The sequence below is a fragment of the Neglectibacter caecimuris genome (assembly GCF_034335015.1).
Classification (GTDB): Bacteria; Bacillota; Clostridia; order Oscillospirales; family Acutalibacteraceae; genus Acutalibacter; species Acutalibacter caecimuris_A.
Genome location: NZ_JAWXXK010000003.1, coordinates 547,642 through 571,274 on the forward strand (window position 1 = coordinate 547,642; position 23,633 = coordinate 571,274).

Consider the following 23,633-nt stretch of genomic DNA (forward strand, 5'->3'; position numbering starts at 1 on the left):
TCCTTTTCACTTTAGCCGGATCCGGGGATCGATCACCGAATACAGCAGGTCCACTGCAAAATTGCACACCACCACGATCCCCGCCAAATACAGCACCAGTCCTTGAATGAGGGGCAGATCCCTTGTGGCGATAGAAGTGGAGATCAGCCTGCCGATACCGGGCAGGGAAAACACGTTTTCAATGATAATGCTGCCCCCCAGCACATCGGTGACGATCATGCCGAAAATGGTGAGCACCGGGATCAGGGAATTGCGCAGCACATGGCCCCACATGACTCTGCCGGGGGCCGCCCCTTTGCTTTTGGCGGTGCGTACATAATCCTCTCCCTCCTGCCGGGAAACACTGGCCCGCACATAGCGGATCAGCACGGCGGAGGAACCAAAGGAAATGGCAATGGCGGGCAGCAGCAGGCTTTGCAGGCATTTGACCGGGCTTTGCGTCCAGGGCGTAAAGCCCAGGGAGGGCAGCCACCTCAGCTGTACGGAAAAAATTTCAATGAGGACGATGCTCATGCAAAATGCCGGTACGGAAAGCCCCAGCTGAGAAAGAAAGGTGACAGGGGCGGCATACAGCTTTTTCCCGTGACGGGCCAGCCACAGTCCCGTTGGAATTCCGATCAGCGCTGTCAGGATCAGAGAAAACACCGCCAGTGAAACAGTGACGGAAAGGCCGCCGGAAATCAGCTTTGCCACCGGCTGCCGGTACTGATAGGAGGTGCCCAGATCTCCCCGCAGCACCCCGCCCGCCCAGCTGAGAAACCGCTGGGGAAGAGGCTGATCGGCGCCGATCTCTTTGCGCAGCTGCTCGACCTGCACCGGGTCCGCGTCCACGCCTAAAATGGCCGTGGCAGGGTCCCCGGGAAGGATCTGGAACACCGCGAAGGTAACAAGCGAAACCAATAGCAGAGTCACAAGAAACCCCGCTGTTTTTCGGGCATAATACGCCATGCTTGCACCACCTTTTAGAGATTTGATTCTGGATGCCGGATAAGAGCGACAAACTGTAGTTTGCAGCTGCGCTGCAGGCACTCGTGTTCCCACTTGGTGCAGAAAAACAATTTCTGACCCAACCGGAGGTAACTAGTAAATTATAGTTTGGCACTCAGTTCCCCACTGTCATTCTGAGGAACGAAGTGACGAAGAATCTCGTCCTTAATTCCAGGGCAAAAAGGAAAAGAACGAGATTCTTCACTTCGTTCAGAATGACAGGAGGGAGGTGAGTAGATAACCGCTAAATTCCAATTTATCTGCCTGATTGTGGTCGGGCTGGAAACTGTCCGTTTGCACCAAGCAGCCTCACGAGTGGGTGCAGCGGCACGCTGCCCTTACTCATACCGCAGTGTGCTGAAATCATAGAAGGTCACAGGATAGAAGGTGAAGCCCTTCAGGTCCTTGCGGCAGGCAACGATCAGGTTGGGGTCTGTCAGGTAGACCGCTGCCGCTTCCTCCGTGAGGATCTCCTGGCAGCGCTTGTATTCCTCCGCCCGCTTTTCCTGATCCAGCTCCACTCTGGCAGCGGTGATCAATTCATCGTATTCTTCATTGGCAAAGTGGAAGAAGTTGCTGGCGTAGGTGCTTTCGTAGCGGCCCAGCACAGAATCGGGATCCAGCTTGCCGCTGAGGCCCACGATGGTGGACTGATAGTTGGCGTTCTTGTACACGTCCTCCAGCCAACTGGCCCACTCGATCAGCTCGATCTTGGCATCGATCCCTACGGCGGAAAGCTGCTGGGCGATCACCTGGGCGGTATCGATATGCTTTTGGTAATTGGCGGGCACGGTAATGGTCATAAAAAATCCATTCTCAAGCCCTGCTTCCTTCAAAAGGGCCTTTGCCTGTTCCACGTTGTATTCATAGGTCCCTTCCAAATCGCTGTTGTAGTAGGCTGCCATCACGGGGCTGAAATTGCTGGGAAGGGCAGTGGCATACCCGCCGAACACACCGTCCACGATCTCCTGGCGGTTTACGGCATAGCTGACGGCCTTGCGCACCCGCGCATCGTCAAAGGGCGCTACCTCATGGTTCAAAAACAGGCTCTGCACCATATTCTGCGGGGAATTGTAAATATCGAATTCTCCCTCCAGCACCTTGGCGTCCTCCGCGTCCAGAATGGCGGCGATATCCAACTGACCGGAGCGCAATGCGGAAACCACAGCGGCGCTATCGTCCATGATATAGACCTCCACTCTGTCCACCTGAGCCATTCTGCCGGGAGCGTCGCCCTCACCTTTGTCGTAATAATCCTCGTTCTTTTCCAATACGATCCTCTGAGAAGGGGTGTATTCCACAAAGCGGAAGGGGCCGGTTCCCACGGGAGTTACGGCCTGTTCCTCATAGCCCTCCGGCAGCACCGCCATCACAGTGAGAGAAAGAAAAGCCGCAGAGGGAGCGCTGAGATGCGCCACAAAGGTGGCTTCGTCCGGCGCTTCTATGCTTTCGATCATGCTGAACTTCTTGGTGAGAGGTTCTCCGCCGGAAAGCCCTGTCAGCTGGTTGTAGCTGTACAGCACATCGGCGGAGGTGAATTTCTTTCCGTTGTGAAAGGTCACGTCCTTCCGCAGATGGAAAGTGTAAGTCTTGCCGTCCTCGCTGATCTCCCAGCTTTCCGCCAGGCCCGGAATGATGTTTCCGGCGCTGTCATACAGGCAAAGGCCCTCAAACACATTGTGAAAAATAGCCTCTGTATCCGAGGCGGCGGACTGCCAGGGATCCAGGCTGTCCGGGTCCGCGGTGGTATTGATGCGCACTACCTTGGGCTCCGCCGGGACTCCGGAAGAATTTTCTCCGGAATCGGAAGCGCAGCCCACAAGAGAAACCGCAACCGCCAGGATTAAAAGGCCACAGAGAGCACGGTAAAATTTTTTTAAAAAAGCTTTCATAGTTTGAAGCTCCTTTCTTCCTCTATCTTATAAGAACCTGTATTCACAACCTGCAAACGCCGTCTGAGCGGACTTTTTCGCGCTACTCGTCGTTAAATTTGCTTGCCATACGACAGTATGCCTGCCCAAATTTGCCTAGAGCAACACGAAAATTTCTCGCTCTTCCGGCATCTTCGGTTATGAATACAGGTTCTAAATTTCCCAGCCGAACAGCACAAATTCCCCTTTGCGCTTTTTCGGAATACTTTCCGCCGCCCGGCAATATGACTTTGCAGACATGGCTTAGCATTCATTATAAGCGGATTTCCCAAAAAAGAAAAGTAAATTTTTGTAAAATCTCATTTTAGCGCCGGGTAACCTAAAAGCGGAGCGCCTCCTTGGAAGCGCCCCCGCCTTTTTCTCGCTTTTTCTCAGGAACGGGCCAGGCCGTCCACACTCAGCACCACGCCGGTAATATAGCTTGCCATCTCGCTTGCCAGGAATACAAAGGCATTCGCCACTTCCTCCGGCTCGCCGATCCGGCGCAGGGGAACCTGGGCCACCATGGCGTTTATAATATTTTCCGGTACCGCCTTCATCATATCGGTATTGGTGATGCCGGGGGCAACGGCGTTGACGCGAATCCCCTTGGGGCCAAGCTCACGGGCCAGGGAAAGAGTCATGCCGTTTACGGCAAACTTGCTGGTGGGATAAGCCACCCCGGCGGGCTGACCGTAAAGACTTACCATGCTGCTGGTATTGATGATGGAGCCGCTGCCCTGTTCGGTCATTTGGTCCACCACCGCGCGGGTGCAGTTGAACACGGCCTTTACATTCAGATCCATGGTTTTCTGGAACATTTCAGGCGTGTAGGCGGAAATGGGCTCAGAGGCGGACACGCCGGCGTTATTCGCCAGAATATCAATGCGCCCGTACTTTTCCGCCACCTTGTCAAAAGCGGCCTTTACGGAATCGTAATCCGTCAGATCGGGCCAAATACCCTCCACCCGCCACTGAGCGTTTTCGGCCTTCAGCTCCTGTACCGCCTTTTCAGCGGTTTCCCGGCGGGAACCGCACAGCACCACAATAGCGCCGTTTTTCAAATACTCCTTGACAATCGCAAAGCCGATCCCCCGGCTTCCCCCGGTAACGATAGCAACCTTGTCCTGTAACAGCACAAAAATTCCTCCGATCCGCCCGCAGGCGATATTTTGTTAAAATTATAACATATAGCCTTTCAAAAATCCAGTGGTTATGAAAAAATCAGCGAAAAAATTACGGCAAAGCAAGGGTGCCGCATTAGTTGTTAGCTGTTAGTCGTTAGAAAAGGACGAGTTCTCTCTTTTGTCATTCTGAGGAGTATGGCGACGAAGAATCTCGTCCTTCCTTCCAGGAGAAAAGAACAAAGGACGAGATTCTTCACTTCGTTCAGAATGACAAAGAGAGGCCTTTTCCTCTTTCTAACAACTAACACGCTAAATGATAGTTTGCGGCGAGGCGCCGCGGGCACTCGTGTCCCCGCCGAGCATGGACGGTTAGTTTCCGGCCCGACCGGAAGGAAATTGTTAAATGATAGTTTAGTAGCTACTCTTGGCTCCCCTGAAAGGGGTGCTGGTCTCCGGTGGAGACCAGCACCGACCGGAGCGAAGCGGAGAAAGCTGTCACGGCGTAGCCGTGACTGAGGGGTTCCGACTGCATGGTAGAAAAGGTAGGTTTTATGCGGGTTTTCAGCGATCTGGAACCTCTCCACCGCCTATCGGCGGTCCCAGAAGGTTGCAAAGCAACCTTCTTCCCCTGTTCAGGGGTGAGCGCGTCCCGGTGGGGGGAAGGTCTCCAGTGGAGAACTCAGCTGTCGCTTCAGACATTGCTGAACGTGCCCCACTGGGGCACAGCAACCGCTCTGACCCATTCTCGTTTGTCAACTCGGTCGTTGCTGGACGTGTGCCACCGGCACACAGCAACCGAGCCGACAGGCGAGACCGCTGGTGCGAACCGTTCTCAGCTGTCGCTTCGGGTGCAAAGCGCAGAAAGCCATGGCTTTCTTGGCGCATTGTTCTGCACCGACCGAACCGACAGGTGAGACCGTTGCTGGGCGTGCCCCACCGGGGCACAGCAACCGAGCCAACAGGCGAGAAAGGCAAGGGGTTAGTGCTATTCGTTAGTCAGTTAAATTCCAATTTATCGAACAGTTCCCCACTGTCATTCTGAGGAACGAAGTGACGAAGAATCTCGTCCTTAATACTCTAAATGAAGGGCTAAAGAGCGAGATTCTTCACTTCGTTCAGAATGACAGACAGGGGCCGTTTCCCTTTCTAACAACTAACTACTAACGACTAACAACTTGTTTGCTAAATTCCAATTTACCAGCGTTGGTTACAACGCTTGTGTTGGTTACAACGCTGGTGTTGGTTACAACACCTGTGCCCCTGACCTTTCATTCCTCATTCCTAATTTCTCATTCCTAATTTCCCATCTCACGTCCTCCTTCGGCACCTTATCCCAAGAGAAAATGGGGATCAGCTCTTTGGGGGAGGCGGGCTCCGGCCTGTCCAGGAGTCCGGCCAGAAAGGCCAGGCGGCCGATGATCTCTTCTGCGGAAAGGCCCTGCTCCCGCAGGGCGTCCAGGCTGTCGGCCCGGTCCCGCTTGGAAAGCCTGCGGCCGTCCGGCCCCAGCAGCAGGGGGGTGTGAAAGAATTCCGGCACTGGAAAGCCCAGGAGCCGGTAAAGGTAGATCTGCCTCGGTGTGGAGGAAAGAAGGTCTCTGCCCCGCACCACCTCCGTGATGCCCATGGCGGCGTCGTCTCCCACCACCGCCAGCTGATAGGCAAAGGTACCGTCAGAGCGCCGAAGGATAAAATCGCCGCAGTCTTGTTCCAGAGCTTGGCAGACCCGGCCGTAATGCCCGTCCTGAAACACAATAGTTTCCTCCGGCACCCGCAGCCGCAAGGCAGGAGAGCGGGTTTTTGAAAGACTCTCCGCTTCCGCCGCAGAAAGTCCCCGGCATTTTCCGGAATAGACCGCTTCCCCATCGGAGGCGTGAGGGGCGTTGGCGGCGTGAAGCTCCGCCCTGCTACAAAAGCAGGGATATACCGGGCCCTTTTCCCTCAGACAGGCCAGAAGGGCCTCATAATAAGCGGTGCGGTTTGCCTGAAAATACTCCGGCCCTCCGGCTTCGCCGCCCCTGTCCCAGGTAAGCCCCAAAAAGGCAAGGTCCTGTTCCAGCTGCTCCGCGTATTCCGGGCGGCTGCGCTCCCGGTCCAGGTCCTCAATGCGCAAAACCACTTCCCCGCCCTTGGCCTTTGCCGAAAGCCAGGCGAGAAGCGAGCAGAAAAGGTTTCCAAGATGCAGCCTGCCGCTGGGAGAAGGGGCAAACCGCCCAATGATCCCGCCGCCCATTATTTCTCCGGCAGCACCGGCAGGCCGGAAAGATACCGGCGGGCCATATCCAGCGCCTGAGACGCGGCACAGTGGCGGTGCCACTCCCGGCTTTTCGTCCGTCCGATGGGAGCGCGCTTCGCCACCCAGGTATCGCTTCCGTTGCTGAGCGCAATATAGATCAGCCCCACGGGCTTTTCCGCCGTACCGCCGTCCGGCCCGGCGATCCCGGTAATCCCAATGCCCAAATCGCTGCCAGAGCGCTTTACAATTCCCTCCGCCATGGCCCGGGCCGTTTCCTCGCTGACCGCTCCGTAGGCCTCTAAAACCTCATGAGGAACAAACAGCAGGGCTTCCTTTGCCTCATTTGCGTAGGTAACGCAACCCATGTGGAACACAGCGGAGGAGCCGGGGATATCGGTGATCCGTTTCGCCAGCAGCCCGCCGGTGCAGGACTCCGCCGTGGCAAGGGTTTTTCCCTGTTCCCTCAGGAGCTTTACCACCAGCTCCTCCAGGGACTCGATATCCACACTGTACACATAGTCTCCCAGGCGGGACTTGATCTCCTGGATCAAGGGGGCGCACAGCTGGTCCGCCGCTTTTTCGTCCCTTGCCTTGGCGGTCACCCGCAGAAAGCATTCCCCCTCCTTGGCATAGGGGGCAAGGGTGGGGTTCTCCCCGTTCATTTTATCGTCCATCAGCTGGGCCACCGGGGCCTCGCCCCTGCCGTAAATGTGGACGTTGTGAGAAACGATCACCGCCTCCTGGCCCTGCTTCAAATAGGGGACGGCATAGTTCTTCAGCATGGGCTCCAGCTCGGAGGGCGGGCCGGGCAGCATGATGACGATACAGCCGTTTTCCGCTGTGAAAACACAGCCGGGGGCGGTGCCGTTGTCGTTTTGCAGCACGAAGCAGCCCTCCGGCAGCCAGGCCTGCTTCGCCTGGTTCTCGCTGACATGGCTTTCGTTGAAATAATTCTCGATCCGCCTGAGGCTTTCCTCGTGAAGCGCCAGCTTTTTTCCGGCGGCTGCCGCCGTGGTCTCCTTGGTAAGATCATCGGTGGTGGGCCCCAGGCCCCCGGTCATGATCAGCAGATCACTGCGGGAAATGGCTGTTTCCACCGCCTCCCGCAGCCGCTGGGGGTTATCCCCCACCACGGAGGAATGCAGAAGGCTGACGCCCAGGGCGGAAAGCTCCCGGGCCACAATGGCGGCGTCGGTATTCACCACCTGCCCCAAAAGCAGCTCTGTTCCCACTGAAATAATTTCCGCGTTCATCACTTATCCCCGCTTTCTTTCCATAGTCCAGAAGCGCTCCAAGGATTCCTGAAACGCCTGAGGCGCATCCAAATTGACAAGGTGACCCGCACCGCTGAAAAGAACCGTCTCGCAGTCCGGTTCCCTTTGCTTCCACTGCTCCACCGCCTTTTGCTCCATGGGAATATCCAATTCCCCGCAGCCGATCAGCAGGGGGTACTCCCTGGGCTCTGTCTGCTGCCGGTTAACCAGACTCCCCAGGGAAGCGAGGTAGCGGAAAGAGCTTTTGGGAAACCGAAGATTCATCTCGTAAAACTCCCGCTGCGCCCGGGGAGTAACCGCGGATATCTTCCGGTTGGCTTTGGCAAACCATTTGATGGAAAAAACAGCCTTCAGCATCATTCCCATCTGCGCCGCGCCGTTCTCCTTCTGCAGCTCCGGGTCAAAATGGTTGATGTCATATCCGCCGAAGCAGGCCAGGGAGCGCACCCTGCCGGGATACCGGTTCGCGAAATCCTGCGCCAGCACCGCGCCCAGTGAAACGCCGGCCAGATGTATTTTTTCGATGCCCGCCGCATCCATGGCTTCGGCAATCCAGTCCGCCGTTTTCGCAATGCCGTCCCCTTTTCGGGCCTTTACAGATTTTCCGTGGCCCAGAAGATCCGCCGTCAGCACCTGATAGTCCTTCTCAAAATATTTGACCTGCGCCCGGAACATGGTATGGTCGGCAAAGGCGGCGTGGAGAAACAGCACCGGCTCTCCATGCTCGTTCCCGCTTTGATAAAATACCATGGGAGAATTCTCGACGATAAGCTCCTTCATTGTCTGCCTCCTCTGCCATTTAAGCTCCAGCTGTTGTCTTCTCCCGCCGCGATAACGGTATTAAAAAATGCTGTCATGGCATTTACCATGTGAGCCACGTCCGCTCTTCCCGCCGTTTCATAGGGGGAATGCATACCAAGCTGGGGCAGGCCGATATCCACCGTGGGAATGGCGACCTGAGCGCCGGAGATCAGCCCCAGAGTACCGCCGCCGGGATTGGAGGAATGGTTGTAAAATTCCTGGGTGGGCACCTCCGCCCTTTCACAGATCCGGTGAAAAAGCCCCGCTGTCACGCCGTCGGTGGCATAATGCGAGCTGTGCTTGATCACGATCCCCTCATTCAGATAGCACCGGCTGGTGGGATCTGCCTTTTCGGGATAGTTGGGGTGCACCGCATGGGCGTTGTCTGCCGAAAGCAGCATGCCGTTTTGAATGGCCAGCTGCCGCTGCTCCTCGTCCTTGCCCGCCGCCTTGCAGATACGGGAGATCACATCGGAAAGGAAGGTGGCGCCCGCGCCCTGGCGGGTCATGCTGCCGGTTTCCTCATTGTCAAAGATGGCGCAGATCCTGCAATTTTCCGGATTATCACTTTGCAGAAAGGCGGTAACGGCGGAAAATACACATTCCAGGTCGTCCAGCTTGGGGGCGGCAATAAATTCCTCCGCCGCGCCGAACACGGTACCCCTTGCACGGTGGTACAGGTACAGATCATGGGAAAGGATCTCCTCTTTATCCACTCCGGCCTGCTCCGCCAGCAGGGAAAGCAGCTCCGCCTCGCTGCCGCCCAGCAGCGGCAGGGTATCCTTCTGGGGGTCGATTTTCGAGCCGGAATTCGCCTCCCGGTTCATGTGAATGGCCAGGCCCGGAATCAACAGCAGATCCCGCTTCAGGTCGGTCAGCAGGGCTTTTACGCCCTTCTCCGTGCGCAGGGTCAGCCGCCCCGCCACGGAAAGGGGGCGGTCCGTCCACAGGTTCAGGGCCATGCCGCCGTATACCTCGGTGTTCAGCTTCACGTAATGCTCCTCCACCTTCATTTCCGGGCTGCCCTTTATCTTAAAGCAGGGAGAATCTCCATGGGGCGCAACAACGGAAAAGCCGTGAAAATCCTTTTTGGGAAAGTGAAAGGCAATAACAGAGCTCATATTCCGCGTGGTAAAATATCCTTTTCCGGGGGAAAGCTTCCAGGGCTCTGTTTCGGAGAGCTCGGTAAACCCTGCGCCGGTCAGCAGCCTTCGTGTCGTTTCCACCGTATGAAAGGCGGTAGGGCTGCTCTCAATAAAATCAAATAGCTCCGTGATCAGTTTTTCCATGCTGACAACTCCTTTTTCTTAAAGTGGCGTGCGGGAAGGCGAAATAATGAGGAATGAGCAATGAGCGATTAGGAAGGTCAAGGGCAAAATTTAATAAATTGGAATTTATCGCTCTACCGCTTACTTTCCGTCTGTCATTACTGAACAGAAAGCAAGGCGCGCCTTGCTTTCTCGGTGAAGAATCTCGTCCTTTGTCCTTTTTCTCTGGAATTAAGGACGAGATTCTTCGTCACTTTGTTCCTCAGAATGACAAAGGAGGATACTTGTTCTTCTCTAACGACTAACAACTAACAGCTAACAACTAGTTCGCTAAACTATTAGTTACCCGCCACCCGCGCTTCTCCGATCTTTTGGTTGACCGCCTCCCGCAGCTCCAAAAGATATTGGGAATTTCGGGGATATTCTGAGAAGGTGATGGCTTCAAAATCCTTTACGGTGCTTTCCACAGTCTCCCGGTCGGTCAGGGCTTCCAGCAGCTCCAGGGCCCGCAGGTCCTGAAGGGCGTGGTGGAAGATCTTCAGCCGCAGGGAGGGCAGGGGCGCGCCGTTCTCACCGGGATAAACGGAAAACGCGTCCCCGCCGGGGAAGGCTCCGCCGGCATCTGTTACGCGGAAGGGGTCGATCCGGCTTTTGGATTCCTGGGAATGCCAAAAATTATAGCCCCAGTGCAAAAAGCCCTTGATCCGGTATTTATAAAGCTGCACGCCCAGGATCCTGTTCCGGTAGGAGGGCATGGCGAGAAACCTGTTCCCCACCTTCACGCTTTGCCCGCAGCAATAGTAGGCCCACAGCTCCGGCACCTGCCGCTCCAGGAAGGGCTCAATATGGTTGGTGGCCGCCACGGGCTGCCCCACCAGGCCCTGGTCGTAAAATTCCGGGTCGGACAGAGCGTCGATCACCGGGCAGTCTCCTACCAGCTGCCGGATCATGGCCTTGGCCCGGCTGTAGTGTTCCAGCGCGCCTTTTCCCGGCTCATCGGAAACGTGAAACAGCAGCCTGTCCTTCAGCCCCATGCTTTGGAACAACCGGTTCACGGCAGGCAGCAGCTGACGCAAAAAGGCCGTGTATTCCGGGGAATCCGCCTTTTTGTCCCAGCCGAAGATCCGCTTTCTTTCTCCTTGCTCCGTGGCATACACCGCCGGGGTAAATTTCGCGCCCCACTGGGTAAACAGATGGTTTATTTCAAAATGAGTGATCCCGCATTCCAGGGCCAGCTCCACAAAGCGCCGGAGCCGGGACAGATCAAAGCGGTAAGTATCCCCCTGCTTTTCGATCTCTGCCAGCTGTACACACAGGCGCTCCGTGCCGATGGCGGTATCCAAAGGCGGCGTGAGCACCGGGGTAAGCACCGTGTTCATGCCTGCTTTCGCCGCTTCCTTCAAATACGCGCCGATGATCTCCCAATGGCGTTCGGAATACACGGGCACATGATACTGCTCCGCCAGACAGTCCACATGGAACCACTGGGTGAATAAAAGCTTCTGAGGCGGCAGCCGGGCGGCGACCACGGTAAGCGTAAAGGTACACTCCACCCTGCCCTCTTCCCCCTCCGCCGTAAAGCAAATGGGATATTCCCCGGCGGGGCAGTCCTCCGGTACGGCAAGCTCCACCCACAGGGTGGTATTCAGGAAGCTGTTGATTTCCAGCGTGTTCTCCCCCATGGGATATAGCACGTCGGGGAACAGGCCGGAATCCAGCGTGAGATAATCGCTGTCGTGGGCGTCTTCCTCAGGGTAAGCCGCCAGCTCGCAGGGAACGCTTTTCACCTGAAAGACCCGCACCGCGTCCCCCAGCGGAGAGGACACAGACCAGCGAACTTCCTCCTTCCCCCAGCCCTCTTTTCTCAGAACGATCTGATAGGCAAGCTCTTCCCCCCGCAAAGCGCTGGCCCGGGAATACTCTGCAAATTTCCCGCGTTCACCGGAAATTTTTTCACTGGGAAAAACCTTTTCCAGCGAAGAAACCTGATACAATTTGATGCTTTTCATAGAACTCCTCCTTTGGGCGGTCAATTTGGATACTGGATTTTTAGACGCTGGATGCTGGACGGTGACGGCACACTTCCGCGCAAGGATGGATACAATGAGCAATTTAAAGGCAGGGACGGGGCGGTAAATTATAGTTTGCAGCTGCGCTGCAGGCACTCGTGTTCCCACTTGGTGCAGAAAAACAATTTCTGACCCGACCGGAGGTAACTAGTAAATTATAGTTTGGCACTCAGTTCCCCACTGTCATTCTGAGGAACGAAGTGACGAAGAATCTCGTCCTTAATTCCAGGGCAAAAAGGCAAAGAACGAGATTCTTCACCGAGAAAGCAAGGCGCGCCTTGCTTTCTGTTCAGGAATGACAGGAGGGAGGTGAGTAGATAACCGCTAAATTCCAATTTATCAGCCTGGTTGTGGTCGGGCCGGAAGCTGTCCGCTTGCAACAAGCAACTTCACGAGTTGGTGCAGCGGCACAAGCGTTGTAACCAACGCTGCAAATTCCAACTTAGCAAACCAGCCTCTTCTAAATAATTGCTCATTTCTAATTGCCCTTTCACAAAAGCTGATGAAAATCCGGCAAATACTCGTTACCCTGGGCTTTTCTGGACTGCACAAAGCCCTCCAGCCCCAGCTGGAACAGCTTGTCCTGTACCTTGTTCAGCTCTCTCGCGGTGATGGTTCTGGTAAGCTCCGGAAAGTCTTTTCCCTCCGGGAATTCCCGGGGTGGAGTGTACTGCGCCATAAGGCTTACGGGGATCCCCGGAAATTCCTGGGCGATCTTTTCCAATACGGCAATGGAATTTCTGGTGTGCCCCGGCAAAATCAAATGACGGATCAGCACGCCCCTTTGCAGCATACCGTCCTCTCCGTAAACGGGAGCGCCTGCCTGCCGCACCATTTCACGAATTGCGGCAAGGGCAGTTTCAGGATAATCGGGAGCCCGGGAAAGCGCCTTGGCCAGTTCCGGCTCGGCGTATTTAAAATCAGGCAGGTAACTATCCACCAGCCCCTCCAGCGCCCGCAGGGAATCCACCGTTTCATAGCCGGAGGTATTATATATCACCGGAACCGGCAGGGGGCGGTAAAGCAGCGCTTCCCGAATCAGGGGCATAAAGTGGGTGGGGGTGACCAGGTTGATATTGTGAGCCCCCTGCCGGATCAGGTCAAAAAACAGCTGGCTCAGCTCAGCCGGGGAAACCGTCTTCCCCGGCGGGGCCGCCTGCTTACTGATCTCCCGGTTCTGGCAATACACGCAGCCCAGGGGACACCCGGTAAAAAACACCGCGCCGGAGCCGTTTTTTCCGCTGATGGGCGGTTCCTCCCAGAAGTGAAGGGCCGCCCGGGCGATGTGCAGCTCATTGCCGCTTTTGCAAAAGCCTTTTCCGCTTTCCCTTCTTTTGGCCCCGCACTGCCGGGGACAAAGCCGGCAGCTTTCCCCCATGCCGGACAACAGGGACAAATTTTCTGGTTCCATTTTATATCCTATGTTTCCTATAATCGTTAGTTGTTGTTAGATACTGAACAGCAGAGGCAATGAGAAATGAGCAATGAAGGGCAAGGTCACTGTCCGGTAAATTGTAGTTTAGCGAACTAGTTGTTAGAGAAGAACGAGTTCCCCCTTTTTGTCATTCTGAGGAGCATAGCGACGAAGAATCTCGCCCTTAATTTCTAGGGAAAGGACAAAAGACGAGATTCTTCGCTTCGCTCAGAATGACAGATGGAGGGTGAGTGAGTAACTGCTAAATTTCAATTTATCAAATTTTCCCTTGCCCTTAAAATTGCTAATTACTAATTGCTAATCACTAATTATTCACCAGCCCCAGCATGGCGCAGTTGCTGCCGCGGCGGCCGCGGGTTTTTCGGTGGGAGAACAGCAAGTCGCTTTCGCACATGGTGCAGACCTCTCCCACTGTGATATGCTCCGGCAGGAGCCCCGCGGCCAGCATGAATTGGCGGTTGCATTCCCACAGGTCCACATGGTATTTCCCGTTTTCCTCCGGGCCGGAAACGAACAGCTTCGAATGGGGCAACTTCAAAAATTCTGCGGCCACCGGTTCGTCCACCTCAAAGCAGTCTTTACAAATAGAAGGGCCGATCGCGGCCCGCAGCTCCTCAGGCCGGGTGCTGAATTCCGCCGTAAGCCGCTCTGCCATTACCTTTGCCATGCCCGCCGCCGTTCCCCGCCAGCCTGCGTGGGCCAGGCCGATGGCGTGGTGGGCTTCATCGATAAAATACAGAGGAACACAGTCCGCGCAGTAGATCACCAAAGTAACGCCCGTTTCGTCGGTACACAGACCGTCGATACTTTCCATATCCTTTTCCTTCCAGATGCCGATCCCCCGCTGAGCCGCGCCTACCCGGCGGATATTGACGTGGTGATCCTGGCTTCCGGCCACCAGAGACTCACTGTCAAACCCGGCAGCCCGGCAAAAAATGCGGTAATTTTCCGCCACATTCTCTTCCGTATCTCCCCGGCTGAAGCCCAGGTTCATGGCGGCAAATTCCTGTTCACTTACGCCGCCCAGCCTGGTGGAAAACACGGCGTTTGCCGTTTTGCAGTCTTTCAGACCCGGGAACCGCAGCACTCCGGTATGCTCCACAAGCTCCAGGCGCATGTTTCCGAGAGGGCCAGGGGAAGCCTTTCGGGGCGCTTCGATCTCCGGCAGGGGATAGGTTTTTTTATTCACGGTAAGTCCCTCGTATTTCTGTTTAATGGTAAGCCTTCCGGCAAACAGGTGCCCGCAGGCGCCGCAGCGAAATTCCGCCCGAAAGCCCCTGTTTTTCAACGCCCAGCGACTGGTGCGGGCGCTTTCTCCCCCGCAGCGGGGGCAGGGAAAGCGCAAATGGCTTTTCTGCACCAAAGGGCTGTGCAAATCGCAGATATAGGTGGTCTTAAAGGTGATCCGCCTGTAAAACTCCTCGTTACAGGGGTCTGTAAACTCCGGCAGCGTTTCCTGGCAATAGATCCGCCGAAGGATCTTCAGCGCCATCAGGCTGTCGTCCAGCGCCCTGTGGTGCTCCATACCGGAAATATCCAGGCCCAAAAGCTCCGCCGCCCTGGAAAGCCCCAGCTGCTCCGCCGTGCCGGTTCCCATCTGCACTTGAGCATACCGCTGCAAATCGCAGTATTGAGACAAAAACGGTACCTCGCCGCTGCCGCTGAAATAACGGCAATTTTCGATCAGGGTCAAAATATCCGAGGTGCCCCAGGTCATGACGATACAGTCCCCAGCCCATTTTCGGAATTTGCTGACAGCGCCCATAAAGCTCATGCCATCGGTCAGGGTATCGTCGGTAATGCTGGTCAAATTGGAGACCAGCGTGCTGATGTGCTTGCTTACCTGGGGCTTTACAAAGCAGGAAAAGGTGCTTTTCCGCTTTAGATCCGGCCCGCATTTCACCGCACCGAATTCAATGATCTCATTGATATAGCCCTTGGTACGCCTGCTGTAGGCCGCGTTCCATTCCAGATCCAGAATCACAAGCTCCAAAGCAAAAAGCCCTCCTTCCCGATGAATTCCGCTGGAAAATCCACACATGTACCCGATCGGTACAAGTTCTTATTTTTTCTTACTGGCCTGCTTCATGCGAAGCTCCTTGGAAAGAACCGTCTTGCGCATTCGCACGCTTTCCGGGGTGACCTCCACCAGCTCGTCGTCGGCAATGAATTCCAGGCACTGCTCCAGGCTCAGCACGGAATGGGGCGTCAGCTTCAAGGCCTCGTCCGCGCCGGAGGAGCGGGTGTTGGTGGCGTGCTTTTTCTTGCACACATTCACGGTGATGTCTTCATTTTTGGGGTTGGCCCCCACGATCATGCCTTCATAGACCTCCACGCCCGGCCCAATAAACATACGTCCGCGGTCCTGGGCATAGAACAGGCCGTAAGCGGTGGATTCTCCCGTTTCATGGGCAATGATGGAGCCCTGGGTACGCTGCTGGATATCGCCTTTATAGGGCTCGTAGCTGTCAAACACATGGTTCATGATCCCGTTGCCGTTGGTATCGGTCAAAAATTCCGAACGATAGCCCATCAGGCCCCTGGCGGGGATCTTAAATTCCAGGTGGGTGGAGCCGGAATCCCTGCTGCCCATGTTCAGAAGCTCCGCTTTCCGGGAACCGATTTTTTCCATAACGGCACCTACATAGTTATCCGGCACCTCGATCATCAAAAGCTCCATGGGCTCCAGGCGCTGGCCGTCCTTTTCCTTATAGATCACATTGGGCGGGGACACCTGGAATTCATAACCCTGCCGGCGCATTTGCTCGATCAAAATGGAAAGGTGCAGTTCGCCTCTGCCGGAAACCTTGAAGGAATCGGTGGTTTCCGTCTCCTCCACCCGCATGGCCACATTGGTCTCCACCTCCTTAAAGAGCCTGTCCCGCAGGTTCCGGGAGGTCACATATTTTCCTTCCCGCCCGGCAAAGGGGGAATTATTCACCAGGAACATCATGGAAACCGTGGGCTCGTCGATCTTCACAAAGGGCAGTGGCTCCACGCAGTCCACCGCACAGGCGGTCTGGCCGATATTCAAATCGGCAATGCCGGAAACGGCGATGATATCTCCCAGCTCTGCGGACTGCGCCTCCACACGCTTCAATCCCTCAAACTGATACAGCTTTGTGACCTTGGCGTTTTTGCGCACATCTTCGGCGCCGCCGCAGATGGTAACGGTTTCTCCCACACGAACGCTGCCCCGCTCTACCCGGCCGATGCCGATGCGGCCCACATAGTCGTCATAATCGATATTGGAAAACAGCACCTGGGTGGGCCCCTCCAGATCCCCCTGGGGAGCCGGCACTTCCTTGATGATCATCTCGAACAGGGGGGTCATATCCGTGCCGGGCTCGTTGGGGTCCAACGTGGCGTAGCCGTCTCGGGCGGAGGCGTACACCACCGGGAAATCCAGCTGGTCGTCGTTGGCGCCCAGCTCGATAAAGAGATCCAGTACCTCGTCCACCACCTCGGCGGGCCGCGCGCCGGGACGGTCGATCTTATTCAGCACCACCACGGGCTTTTTCCCCAGGCCCAGGGCCTTTTTCAGCACAAATCTGGTTTGGGGCATACAGCCCTCGAAGGCGTCCACCAAAAGCAGAACGCCGTCTACCATCATCAGCACCCGTTCCACCTCGCCGCCGAAATCGGCGTGGCCGGGAGTATCCACAATATTGATTTTGGTATCCTGATACATCACGGCGGTGTTTTTCGACAGGATCGTGATCCCTCTTTCCCGCTCCAGATCGCCGGAATCCATCACGCGCTCGGCCACGGCCTCATTGGCCCGGAACACGCCGCTTTGCCGTAAAAGCTGATCCACCAGCGTGGTCTTTCCATGGTCTACGTGGGCGATGATCGCCACATTCCTCAAATTTTCTCTGCTTCCCATTCTTACACGTTCCTTTCCTTTTGCGCTTCCGATCGGCGAGCGATCCAGGCCGCGCCGCCCGGTTCTCACAGCCTTTCTGTGAGCGGCCGCTTTGCGCCCGCGCTTCTTTTCTACTCTTCAGTATCTCGCAATCAGCGCTTAGTATAGCACAAAACAGCGCAAAAGAAAAGTTTTCCCGCATACTTCCCGGGAAAACTTTTCAAAAAGGAGGCTCCGCCCTCAGCGGCAGCCGAAAACACGCCCCAAAGGAGAGAAGAAAAGGAAGGGCACTGACAATGGTACAACTCTTACGGTGCGTCTTCTGAAAAAACAGCGATGCAGCTTTCCTCCGGATAATACGTCACCAGTAACTGCGGGTCACTTTTTTGGAAATACTCTACGCTCATGTCAGTTTCAAAGCCCGTGCTGATAAAAAACGGGATCTCAACGGTGAAGGGCTTTCCGGAGGTGATCACAAACCTGCTGTTCCCTTTCATAGAGGAATTGAATGCGGGAAGCCCATTCAGCTCAGGGACGGAGGCCAGGGTGTAGTCCGGCCCCAGCAGCTTGAATTCCGCCAGGCTGACAGGGTCCTTTTCCAGGCTGTCCGTTCCGTCATAGCGGAACACCGCGGTCACGATGCACAGATAATCATAGGCGTGATGGTTATTCTGCACATAGCCGTTTTGCGCGAGAAACCCCTCCGGCGCGTGACGCTCCGCCAGGAAAGCCTCTGTTTTCTCGATCCTGGCGTCCGTTACCTCTACCGTATAGCCGCTCCAATCACGCCTGGTAAAGTAATAATGATCGTTATTTAAGGGAACCTGCTCTCCCCTGCCGTAAAATTTCCGCACCGGAAAATACCGATAATAGTCGGCTGTGTTCACCTGGTAAATCCGCACCCCTGCCGCCAGGGCCAGTATCACACAGAAAATGACCGAAAAAACCCGCCTTCTCATAGCTGTTCCTCGCGAAATTCGCCGGTCTGCTCCTTTACCATCCTGCGGGTCAGCTTTCCGGCAACCAGCTTATAAATTTCATCGGACATATAAGAAAGCTCCTCAAAATCATGGCAGGAAAGCAGCACGCAGGCGCCCCGCTCCTTTTCCCGCGCTACGATCTCCCGCACCAAAGCGATCCCGTCTTCGTCCAGCGCGTTTACCGGCTCGTCCAAAATAAGCAGCTCCGGCTTTTCCATAATGGCGCAGGCAATTCCCAGGCGCTGCTTCATTCCCAGGGAATATTTCCTGTATTTCTTAGGATCGGCCGGATCCAGCCCCACCCGCTCTATGGCGGCTTCCACTTCCTTTTTTCCGATCTGCTTCCGGATTCCTGCCAGAAGCTCCAAATTGCGAAGCCCGGTATAACCGCCAAGGAAGGAAGGGCTCTCGATCAAAAGCCCCATGCTTTCCGGAAAGCTGTTTTCCCCGCTCAGAACCGTGCCGTTTACCGTAACGGTTCCCTCCGAGGGATAGATAAGCCCCGCAATCAGGCGCATCAGCATGGTTTTCCCGGAACCGTTGATTCCCTGAAAACCGTACACCCGGCCGCCGTGAAGCTCCAGAGACACATCGTCGATCACTGCGGTGGGGCCAAAGCGTTTTGTCACATGACAGAGTGAAATTTTCACAGAAGATCCTCCTTAACTAAAGGCCGTCTGGCTGTCTATCATATCCTTCCTGCGAAGCCCAAAAAGCCCCGCCGCCACAGCCAGAAGGCCCGTTCCCAAACAGAGCGCGATCCCCAGCGTGCTTTGAAAGCCGTAAACGCCCACCGCCCCGCTTCTGACAGACAACGAATAATTCGGAAGCACAAAGGCATGGGCATAGTAGACGCCCACCACCAGCCAGCAGCCGGTGGCAAGATAGGCGAGCGCCGGCTTCAGAACGATCGTAAGGGCCATCTGCACCAGGTTTACCGCTACGGCGGTCAGCCAGGGCAGAACGCAGAGGGCCAGAAAAAGCTCTCCCTGGGAAGCATTGGCGGCAGGCAGCGGGCAGGAAAAGTAAAATTCAAAAACAGAGGAGTTCAGCGTAAAGCTCGGTGATTTCCCCGTCAGAACGGTCAAAAACAGCAGCGTTCCATACCCCAGGCAGTAATAGAGGGTGACCGAGCAGATATTCCACAGGCATTTTGAAAGCCACCACACGGTTTTGCTGCCCATGCGGGGGATCACCTGCACTCCGCCACGGGTGAAATCCTCCCGAAAATACCCCAATGTAAAATAGCACAGCAGCATTTGGATCGCCAGCCATTCCGTGGGAAACAAAAACGACTGGCTTTGCGCGTTTTGGGGAAGGATCCCCCCGGTTTTACCGAGCAAAACGTCCCCAAAGGAAAGCGAAAGGGAATTGATCTCCCAGAAGCTTTTCAGCTCAAAATAGAAGCCCTGAAACACATCCACACAAAAGCAGAGAAACAGAAACGAAAATAGAGACACCACGGCAAACAGCCTGCCGGGGCTGAACAGCCTGCCCCGCCGCAGGTCATACCGAAACAGGTTAAAAAATCTCATGCTTGCACCCCCGGTACAGGATCAACGGCAGGGTCAGCAGCACGAACAGGCACAGCCAGCCCAAAAGCACCGGCGCTTTGATGAAATTTGCCGTCGGTACCGCGTGCATCAGCCTCATGGGAGAGATCTCCACATAGCTGACATACGTGCCGAAGCTCCGCAGCATATCACACCCCAGCACAAAGAGGAACGGAAGCACCACAGAAGCCAGCCGCTGCCGAAAGAAAAACACGGAGCTGATGGAAAGACAGGCGAAAAGCCCGGCAAACACAAAATCGATCCCCAGGTAAAGCAGCATGTAAAGCAAGGGGTGGGAATATACAAGCCCCGCCAGCATACTGGAATGAGTGAAGGGAAAATACTGATCGTAGATCACATTGGGCTTTGCCGCCGGAAAGATCAAAAAACAAAAGAATAAGCTTGCCGCCAGCGGAATGGTCACCGCCAGCCCGCCGGATAGAAAGGAAGCCCCGGCCTTTGCCAGGAAATAGCGCCTTCTTCCGCACTTGGGAACGACCATTTTCAAGTACCCGCCCCGCAGCTCCTCGGAAAAGGAATACCCGTAGGGCAAAACCGCCAGCAGGGGCAGCAGGGTAAAAAACAAAGTGTAGCCCAAGGAAAGCCCCTCTCCGCCCAGCCATTGATTATAAACAATAGTATCGGGTACGATAGGGTACTTGACATATCCCATCTGTTCTGCCGCGTCCACCATGCCAAGAAATCCGGTGCCGGAATAGTACTGGCTGACCCGGTCAACGAAGCTGAGAATGGCAAAAAGCCCGCCGCAGCAGACTGCCGCCAGAAAAAACCAGCTGTGTAAGGCCTTGTGCAGTTCTATCCAAAATACCCGCTTCACGCTACTCTTCCCCCTGCACCGCGTCAGCATAGCGGAGCTTTGCCCGGCAAACCTCGTTGGTGCCGTATTCTAAAGGCGCAGCTGTCAGCACCAGCTCCAGCTTGTCCTCCTGAAACAGCCCGGCGTATTGGGCGCTCAGCGCCCAGGCCACCTGAAATTCCTCCGAGCTCTGCCCCGGCTCCGGCATGGGAAGCGCAAAATACCTTTTCTCTTTCTGAGGCGCCCGGTCAAAGTAAACCGGCACGTTGCTGTAATCCAAAGCCCCATCTACGATATGCTCCGGCGTTTTGTTCTGGTCGATCGCCTCTGTGGGATACAGGTTCAGGCTGTTGACCAGAATATAGCCGTCCTCCGCCAGTCCTGGCTCGTCCATGGGATAATCCACATTTTCCAGCTTCATGGTCAGCAGCACCACGCCGCTGTCCTGCACCTCAGGATCCCAATCAGCGGTTTTTTCCTGAGAAATCCCCAGCTCCTCCAGGTTTTCCCCGTACCGCATTTTCAAAACATGATATTTGAACGTTCCCACGTCTCTGGGATCTATCTGCACGGTTCCCAGCTCTCCGGCAGAAACGGGCTCCGCGGCGGAAGAACCGGAAGAAATTTCGGAAGAAGCCTCGGACCCTGCATTTTTCTCCACAGCGGAGGAAAGGGCGCTTGAGGGCGCCAGGGAAGAAGCCGCCAGCTGGCTGTTGGAGCGCATGGGCGCGCAGGAACAGAGCAGCAGGCAAAGGGACAGTGGCATAAGCCAGATTTTATTTTTTTTCATTAAGAATGCCTCCCAAAAAATAGGTAAGGCGGCGCCGCACAGGTCCAAGTGTTGTATTACGCGGCAAAAGCCACGCGCCATAACGAAAAACACGCGAGGAAACCGGCGCTTCAGGCCTGACCTGTGACTTGTGCGGCACTGCCTTATTGATACCGGCAGGAGTTTGTACTGTCTCTGCCGGCACGAGCTTCAACGGAGCGTTAAACGTGGATCACGCCGCTCTCCTCCGTGTAGTCCGGGCTCCAGACGCCCCGCAGCCTTCCGCGGCCGGCCGCCGGACTCATACTAAGCCACATGGTGACTTGGCCGTTGTACTTATTGCCGTCTTCATAGACATAATTATTGATAGCATATCTGTTGCCGCTTATCAAGGACACTGTGCCCCTAGTCGTTTTATTCACTGCACTTTCCCCGACATAGCAGTATGTTCTAACCAGGGTGGTTCCATTGGGGGAATCTGTGGGAGCCGCGTACACCTCGGAAGCGGTGTCTTTCTTCGCAGTAGCCGTATTCACCCAGGAAGATGCGGCAATGTCATAAAACGCGTAATCCCTGTCTACCGTATTCGCGCTTGCGGGAACGGTCAGGGCGCACGCCAGCAAAGCGGCGGCCAGAGAGACGGAAATCAATCTTTTCAGCTTCATATAAATTCTCTCCTTTTTATAGAATAAGTCAGGCCTATATATTTAATATAGAACACGATTCAAAAATAGTCAACAGAAAAAATAGAAATATTTCAAAATCTTACAAAATATATTATTATTCGACAAATTACGATGATAACTTTTAAGAAAGCGCTACATAATTCTAAGCAGCATAGCACAAAAGGAACTTTTTCGGCAGAGCGCGGAAGGTCTGCACGGGGGCGCACTGATACCCGGCGGCAGATCTTCTATGCTTTGCTGAAAAAATTTCCCGTAAGACGCCGTTTCAGGAGATAGCCATGAATTGCGCGGGGCAGCCTTAAGGAACCACTGAATAAATCGCGCCTGGCGGCTTGGCACGCAACTAGCTTACAGATTTAATCAGTGCTTCCTTAAGCTTCATTGGGCAAACCGGAAATGTCCACATGGTACTTCACGCAAGCAAAGGCCTCTTCAACAAAACAGCCAGCCAACACAAGAGTAACCTTGTGCGGCTGGCGAACATTTCATTTTTCTGATTTATCCGGGGCTTCCTCTATTTTCAAACAAGCCCGGGGCTGTTTGAAAAATTTTTTCCTTTGGCAGGAAAAATCCCGCTAAGAGGAAATTTTTCACCCAAAAATACATTCTTTCCCTTTGTCAAGCAAAGATATTAGTGTTAAACTATACTTCTGAGACATAAATGTCCTCGCTGGTCTGCTGGCTCAGGGAAAGAATGTGAAGCAATTCCTTCTTTTCCGGGCTGTCCGGCATTTTTTCAGCTACCTCCAGCGCGTCTGTAACGGCGTTAAATACTGTGTAATACATTTTGTCATAGCTCATATTACGGCCATTCTCCTTTCATTTCCGAAGGGTGGAAAAATTCACGGGTTTTCGGGCTAGGAATGTAATAAAGTAAAAACAAAAAATGTAAAAATCACTTTGCTTTGATTTTTGGAATTAACCTGTTTTTATGCTGACCCGATTTTTCGCATATTATCTGAAAATTCCGCACATATTAACCACCGTATACGGGCACTACATCTTTCTCCATACTAATCGCATAATGGAGAAAAAGCAAGAAAAACCGCTCGACAACAGGTGCGCAAATATGATAAAGTATGACAAACTCTGGCAAACAATGGCAGCAAAAGACATTTCTGAGTACTGCCTGTATACCCGTTACAACATGAGCAGGGGTCAAATTTACCGGCTTCGCCACAATATGAATGTGGAAGTCAACACCATTGACAAGCTGTGTAATATCCTGGAATGTTCCGTTTCCGAAATCATGGAGCATTTTCCTGACGATAATGTGTTCTAAACATCAGGAGCAAAAGATTTTTTGAGGGCGATTCTCGCTGCCCTGAAAAATTTCTTTCTGCCGTCGCATGGGATCACGGCCTGCGTATTCTTCTGCAAAGTATCTTTCTTTTCCTGCCGCAAATTCAAAAAATGGAGGAACTGTCCCTATGAAACTGGACCGTTTTTCTTATCATCTCGGTGCAGCAGACTGTTTCTGCGAAATGGTGCGCGCCGGGGTAAAGCGGATCGCCCTTTCCCACCCCTGCGATTCCCGGCAGGAGCGCGATGCTTTTTTACCGGAATTTGATCGGCTCTGTGAAAAATACGGCGTTCGGTATTCTGTGGAAGACCATGCCTTTTTGACCGACTTGTTTCCCCTTTCGCTGAATCAGGGAAAATATAACGTGATCTTCTACCAGGAAAGCTCTGCCTTGCAGGAATATCTTTCCTTAAAAGAGGAAAAGGAGAACGCCGTTTCCACCGGACGCTATGAGACGCTTCGGGAAGATCTGGCGCGGCGGTACGGAAAGCTGCTCTCCTACACAGAAGCCGGAATCCAGCGGCTTTTGGACGCGAACACAGAAAAAGAATAGCGC

The 23,633-nt window shown here is 54.6% G+C and carries 21 protein-coding genes; 3 read left to right on the forward strand and 18 right to left on the reverse strand.

The features are described from left to right. Window positions 1–6 precede the first annotated feature (6 nt). The 7 genes from U8T64_RS05600 to U8T64_RS05630 form a co-directional block, all read right to left on the reverse strand. A complete protein-coding gene (locus U8T64_RS05600; RefSeq protein ID WP_322181756.1) occupies window positions 7–948 on the reverse strand; it encodes an ABC transporter permease in 942 nt (313 codons plus the stop codon). Window positions 949–1,325: 377 nt separating this feature from the next. Continuing rightward, entirely contained in the window at window positions 1,326–2,879 is a 1,554-nt protein-coding gene (locus tag U8T64_RS05605) for an ABC transporter substrate-binding protein (protein WP_322181758.1), read from the reverse strand. Between the two features lie 410 nt (window positions 2,880–3,289). Continuing rightward, entirely contained in the window at window positions 3,290–4,036 is a 747-nt protein-coding gene (locus tag U8T64_RS05610; protein ID WP_322181760.1) for an SDR family NAD(P)-dependent oxidoreductase, read from the reverse strand. A 1,231-nt stretch (window positions 4,037–5,267) separates the two neighbouring features. After that, window positions 5,268–6,254: a tRNA glutamyl-Q(34) synthetase GluQRS gene (gene gluQRS, locus U8T64_RS05615; RefSeq protein ID WP_322181762.1), complete on the reverse strand. Its 987-nt coding sequence runs from the start codon at window positions 6,252–6,254 to the stop codon at window positions 5,268–5,270. Continuing rightward, complete coding sequence (locus tag U8T64_RS05620; RefSeq protein WP_322181763.1) at window positions 6,254–7,510, reverse strand: competence/damage-inducible protein A; 1,257 nt, start codon at window positions 7,508–7,510, stop codon at window positions 6,254–6,256. The genes gluQRS and U8T64_RS05620 overlap by 1 nt, the downstream gene beginning before the upstream one ends. Before the next feature lie 3 nt (window positions 7,511–7,513). Beyond that, window positions 7,514–8,311: an alpha/beta fold hydrolase gene (locus U8T64_RS05625; protein WP_322181765.1), complete on the reverse strand. Its 798-nt coding sequence runs from the start codon at window positions 8,309–8,311 to the stop codon at window positions 7,514–7,516. Further along, window positions 8,308–9,621: a M18 family aminopeptidase gene (locus tag U8T64_RS05630; RefSeq protein ID WP_322181767.1), complete on the reverse strand. Its 1,314-nt coding sequence runs from the start codon at window positions 9,619–9,621 to the stop codon at window positions 8,308–8,310. The genes U8T64_RS05625 and U8T64_RS05630 overlap by 4 nt, the downstream gene beginning before the upstream one ends. A gap of 53 nt (window positions 9,622–9,674) precedes the next feature. Here U8T64_RS05630 and U8T64_RS05635 point away from each other — a divergent pair, with 53 nt between their 5' ends. Next, the gene (locus tag U8T64_RS05635) at window positions 9,675–9,905 is read left to right on the forward strand and encodes a hypothetical protein (RefSeq protein ID WP_322181769.1); all 231 of its coding nucleotides are present in this window, start codon (window positions 9,675–9,677) and stop codon (window positions 9,903–9,905) included. Window positions 9,906–9,938: 33 nt separating this feature from the next. On the opposite strand, the gene U8T64_RS05640 is transcribed toward U8T64_RS05635, so the two are convergent. From U8T64_RS05640 to U8T64_RS05690, 11 genes are all read right to left on the reverse strand, one after another. Beyond that, window positions 9,939–11,609: a DUF4091 domain-containing protein gene (locus tag U8T64_RS05640; protein ID WP_322181771.1), complete on the reverse strand. Its 1,671-nt coding sequence runs from the start codon at window positions 11,607–11,609 to the stop codon at window positions 9,939–9,941. Between the two features lie 550 nt (window positions 11,610–12,159). Then, window positions 12,160–13,080, reverse strand: a complete 921-nt coding sequence (locus tag U8T64_RS05645) for a radical SAM protein (protein ID WP_322181773.1) — start codon at window positions 13,078–13,080, stop codon at window positions 12,160–12,162. 328 nt (window positions 13,081–13,408) lie between these two features. Further along, a complete protein-coding gene (pgeF, locus tag U8T64_RS05650; protein ID WP_322182044.1) occupies window positions 13,409–15,088 on the reverse strand; it encodes a peptidoglycan editing factor PgeF in 1,680 nt (559 codons plus the stop codon). A 78-nt stretch (window positions 15,089–15,166) separates the two neighbouring features. Further along, window positions 15,167–16,990, reverse strand: coding sequence for a translational GTPase TypA (gene typA, locus U8T64_RS05655; RefSeq protein ID WP_322181775.1), 1,824 nt, complete (start codon window positions 16,988–16,990; stop codon window positions 15,167–15,169). A 287-nt stretch (window positions 16,991–17,277) separates the two neighbouring features. Next, window positions 17,278–17,928, reverse strand: coding sequence for a DUF5028 domain-containing protein (locus tag U8T64_RS05660; RefSeq protein ID WP_322181777.1), 651 nt, complete (start codon window positions 17,926–17,928; stop codon window positions 17,278–17,280). Continuing rightward, entirely contained in the window at window positions 17,925–18,599 is a 675-nt protein-coding gene (locus U8T64_RS05665) for an ATP-binding cassette domain-containing protein (RefSeq protein WP_322181778.1), read from the reverse strand. The genes U8T64_RS05660 and U8T64_RS05665 overlap by 4 nt, the downstream gene beginning before the upstream one ends. A gap of 12 nt (window positions 18,600–18,611) precedes the next feature. Then, complete coding sequence (locus U8T64_RS05670; RefSeq protein ID WP_322181780.1) at window positions 18,612–19,484, reverse strand: DUF2705 family protein; 873 nt, start codon at window positions 19,482–19,484, stop codon at window positions 18,612–18,614. Next, complete coding sequence (locus tag U8T64_RS05675) at window positions 19,471–20,340, reverse strand: hypothetical protein (RefSeq protein ID WP_322181782.1); 870 nt, start codon at window positions 20,338–20,340, stop codon at window positions 19,471–19,473. The genes U8T64_RS05670 and U8T64_RS05675 overlap by 14 nt, the downstream gene beginning before the upstream one ends. Window position 20,341: 1 nt before the next feature. Continuing rightward, window positions 20,342–21,109 carry a hypothetical protein gene (locus U8T64_RS05680; RefSeq protein WP_322181784.1) on the reverse strand — a complete coding sequence of 256 codons (768 nt, stop codon included), beginning with the start codon at window positions 21,107–21,109 and terminating at the stop codon, window positions 20,342–20,344. A 200-nt stretch (window positions 21,110–21,309) separates the two neighbouring features. After that, on the reverse strand, window positions 21,310–21,753 hold the full coding sequence (locus U8T64_RS05685; protein ID WP_322181786.1) for a DUF2712 domain-containing protein: 444 nt from the start codon (window positions 21,751–21,753) through the stop codon (window positions 21,310–21,312). Between the two features lie 663 nt (window positions 21,754–22,416). Beyond that, window positions 22,417–22,575, reverse strand: coding sequence for a hypothetical protein (locus U8T64_RS05690; RefSeq protein WP_322181788.1), 159 nt, complete (start codon window positions 22,573–22,575; stop codon window positions 22,417–22,419). Between the two features lie 268 nt (window positions 22,576–22,843). Here U8T64_RS05690 and U8T64_RS05695 point away from each other — a divergent pair, with 268 nt between their 5' ends. Beyond that, on the forward strand, window positions 22,844–23,056 hold the full coding sequence (locus U8T64_RS05695) for a helix-turn-helix domain-containing protein (RefSeq protein WP_322181790.1): 213 nt from the start codon (window positions 22,844–22,846) through the stop codon (window positions 23,054–23,056). A gap of 148 nt (window positions 23,057–23,204) precedes the next feature. Beyond that, complete coding sequence (locus U8T64_RS05700) at window positions 23,205–23,630, forward strand: hypothetical protein (protein WP_322181792.1); 426 nt, start codon at window positions 23,205–23,207, stop codon at window positions 23,628–23,630. Window positions 23,631–23,633 lie beyond the last annotated feature (3 nt).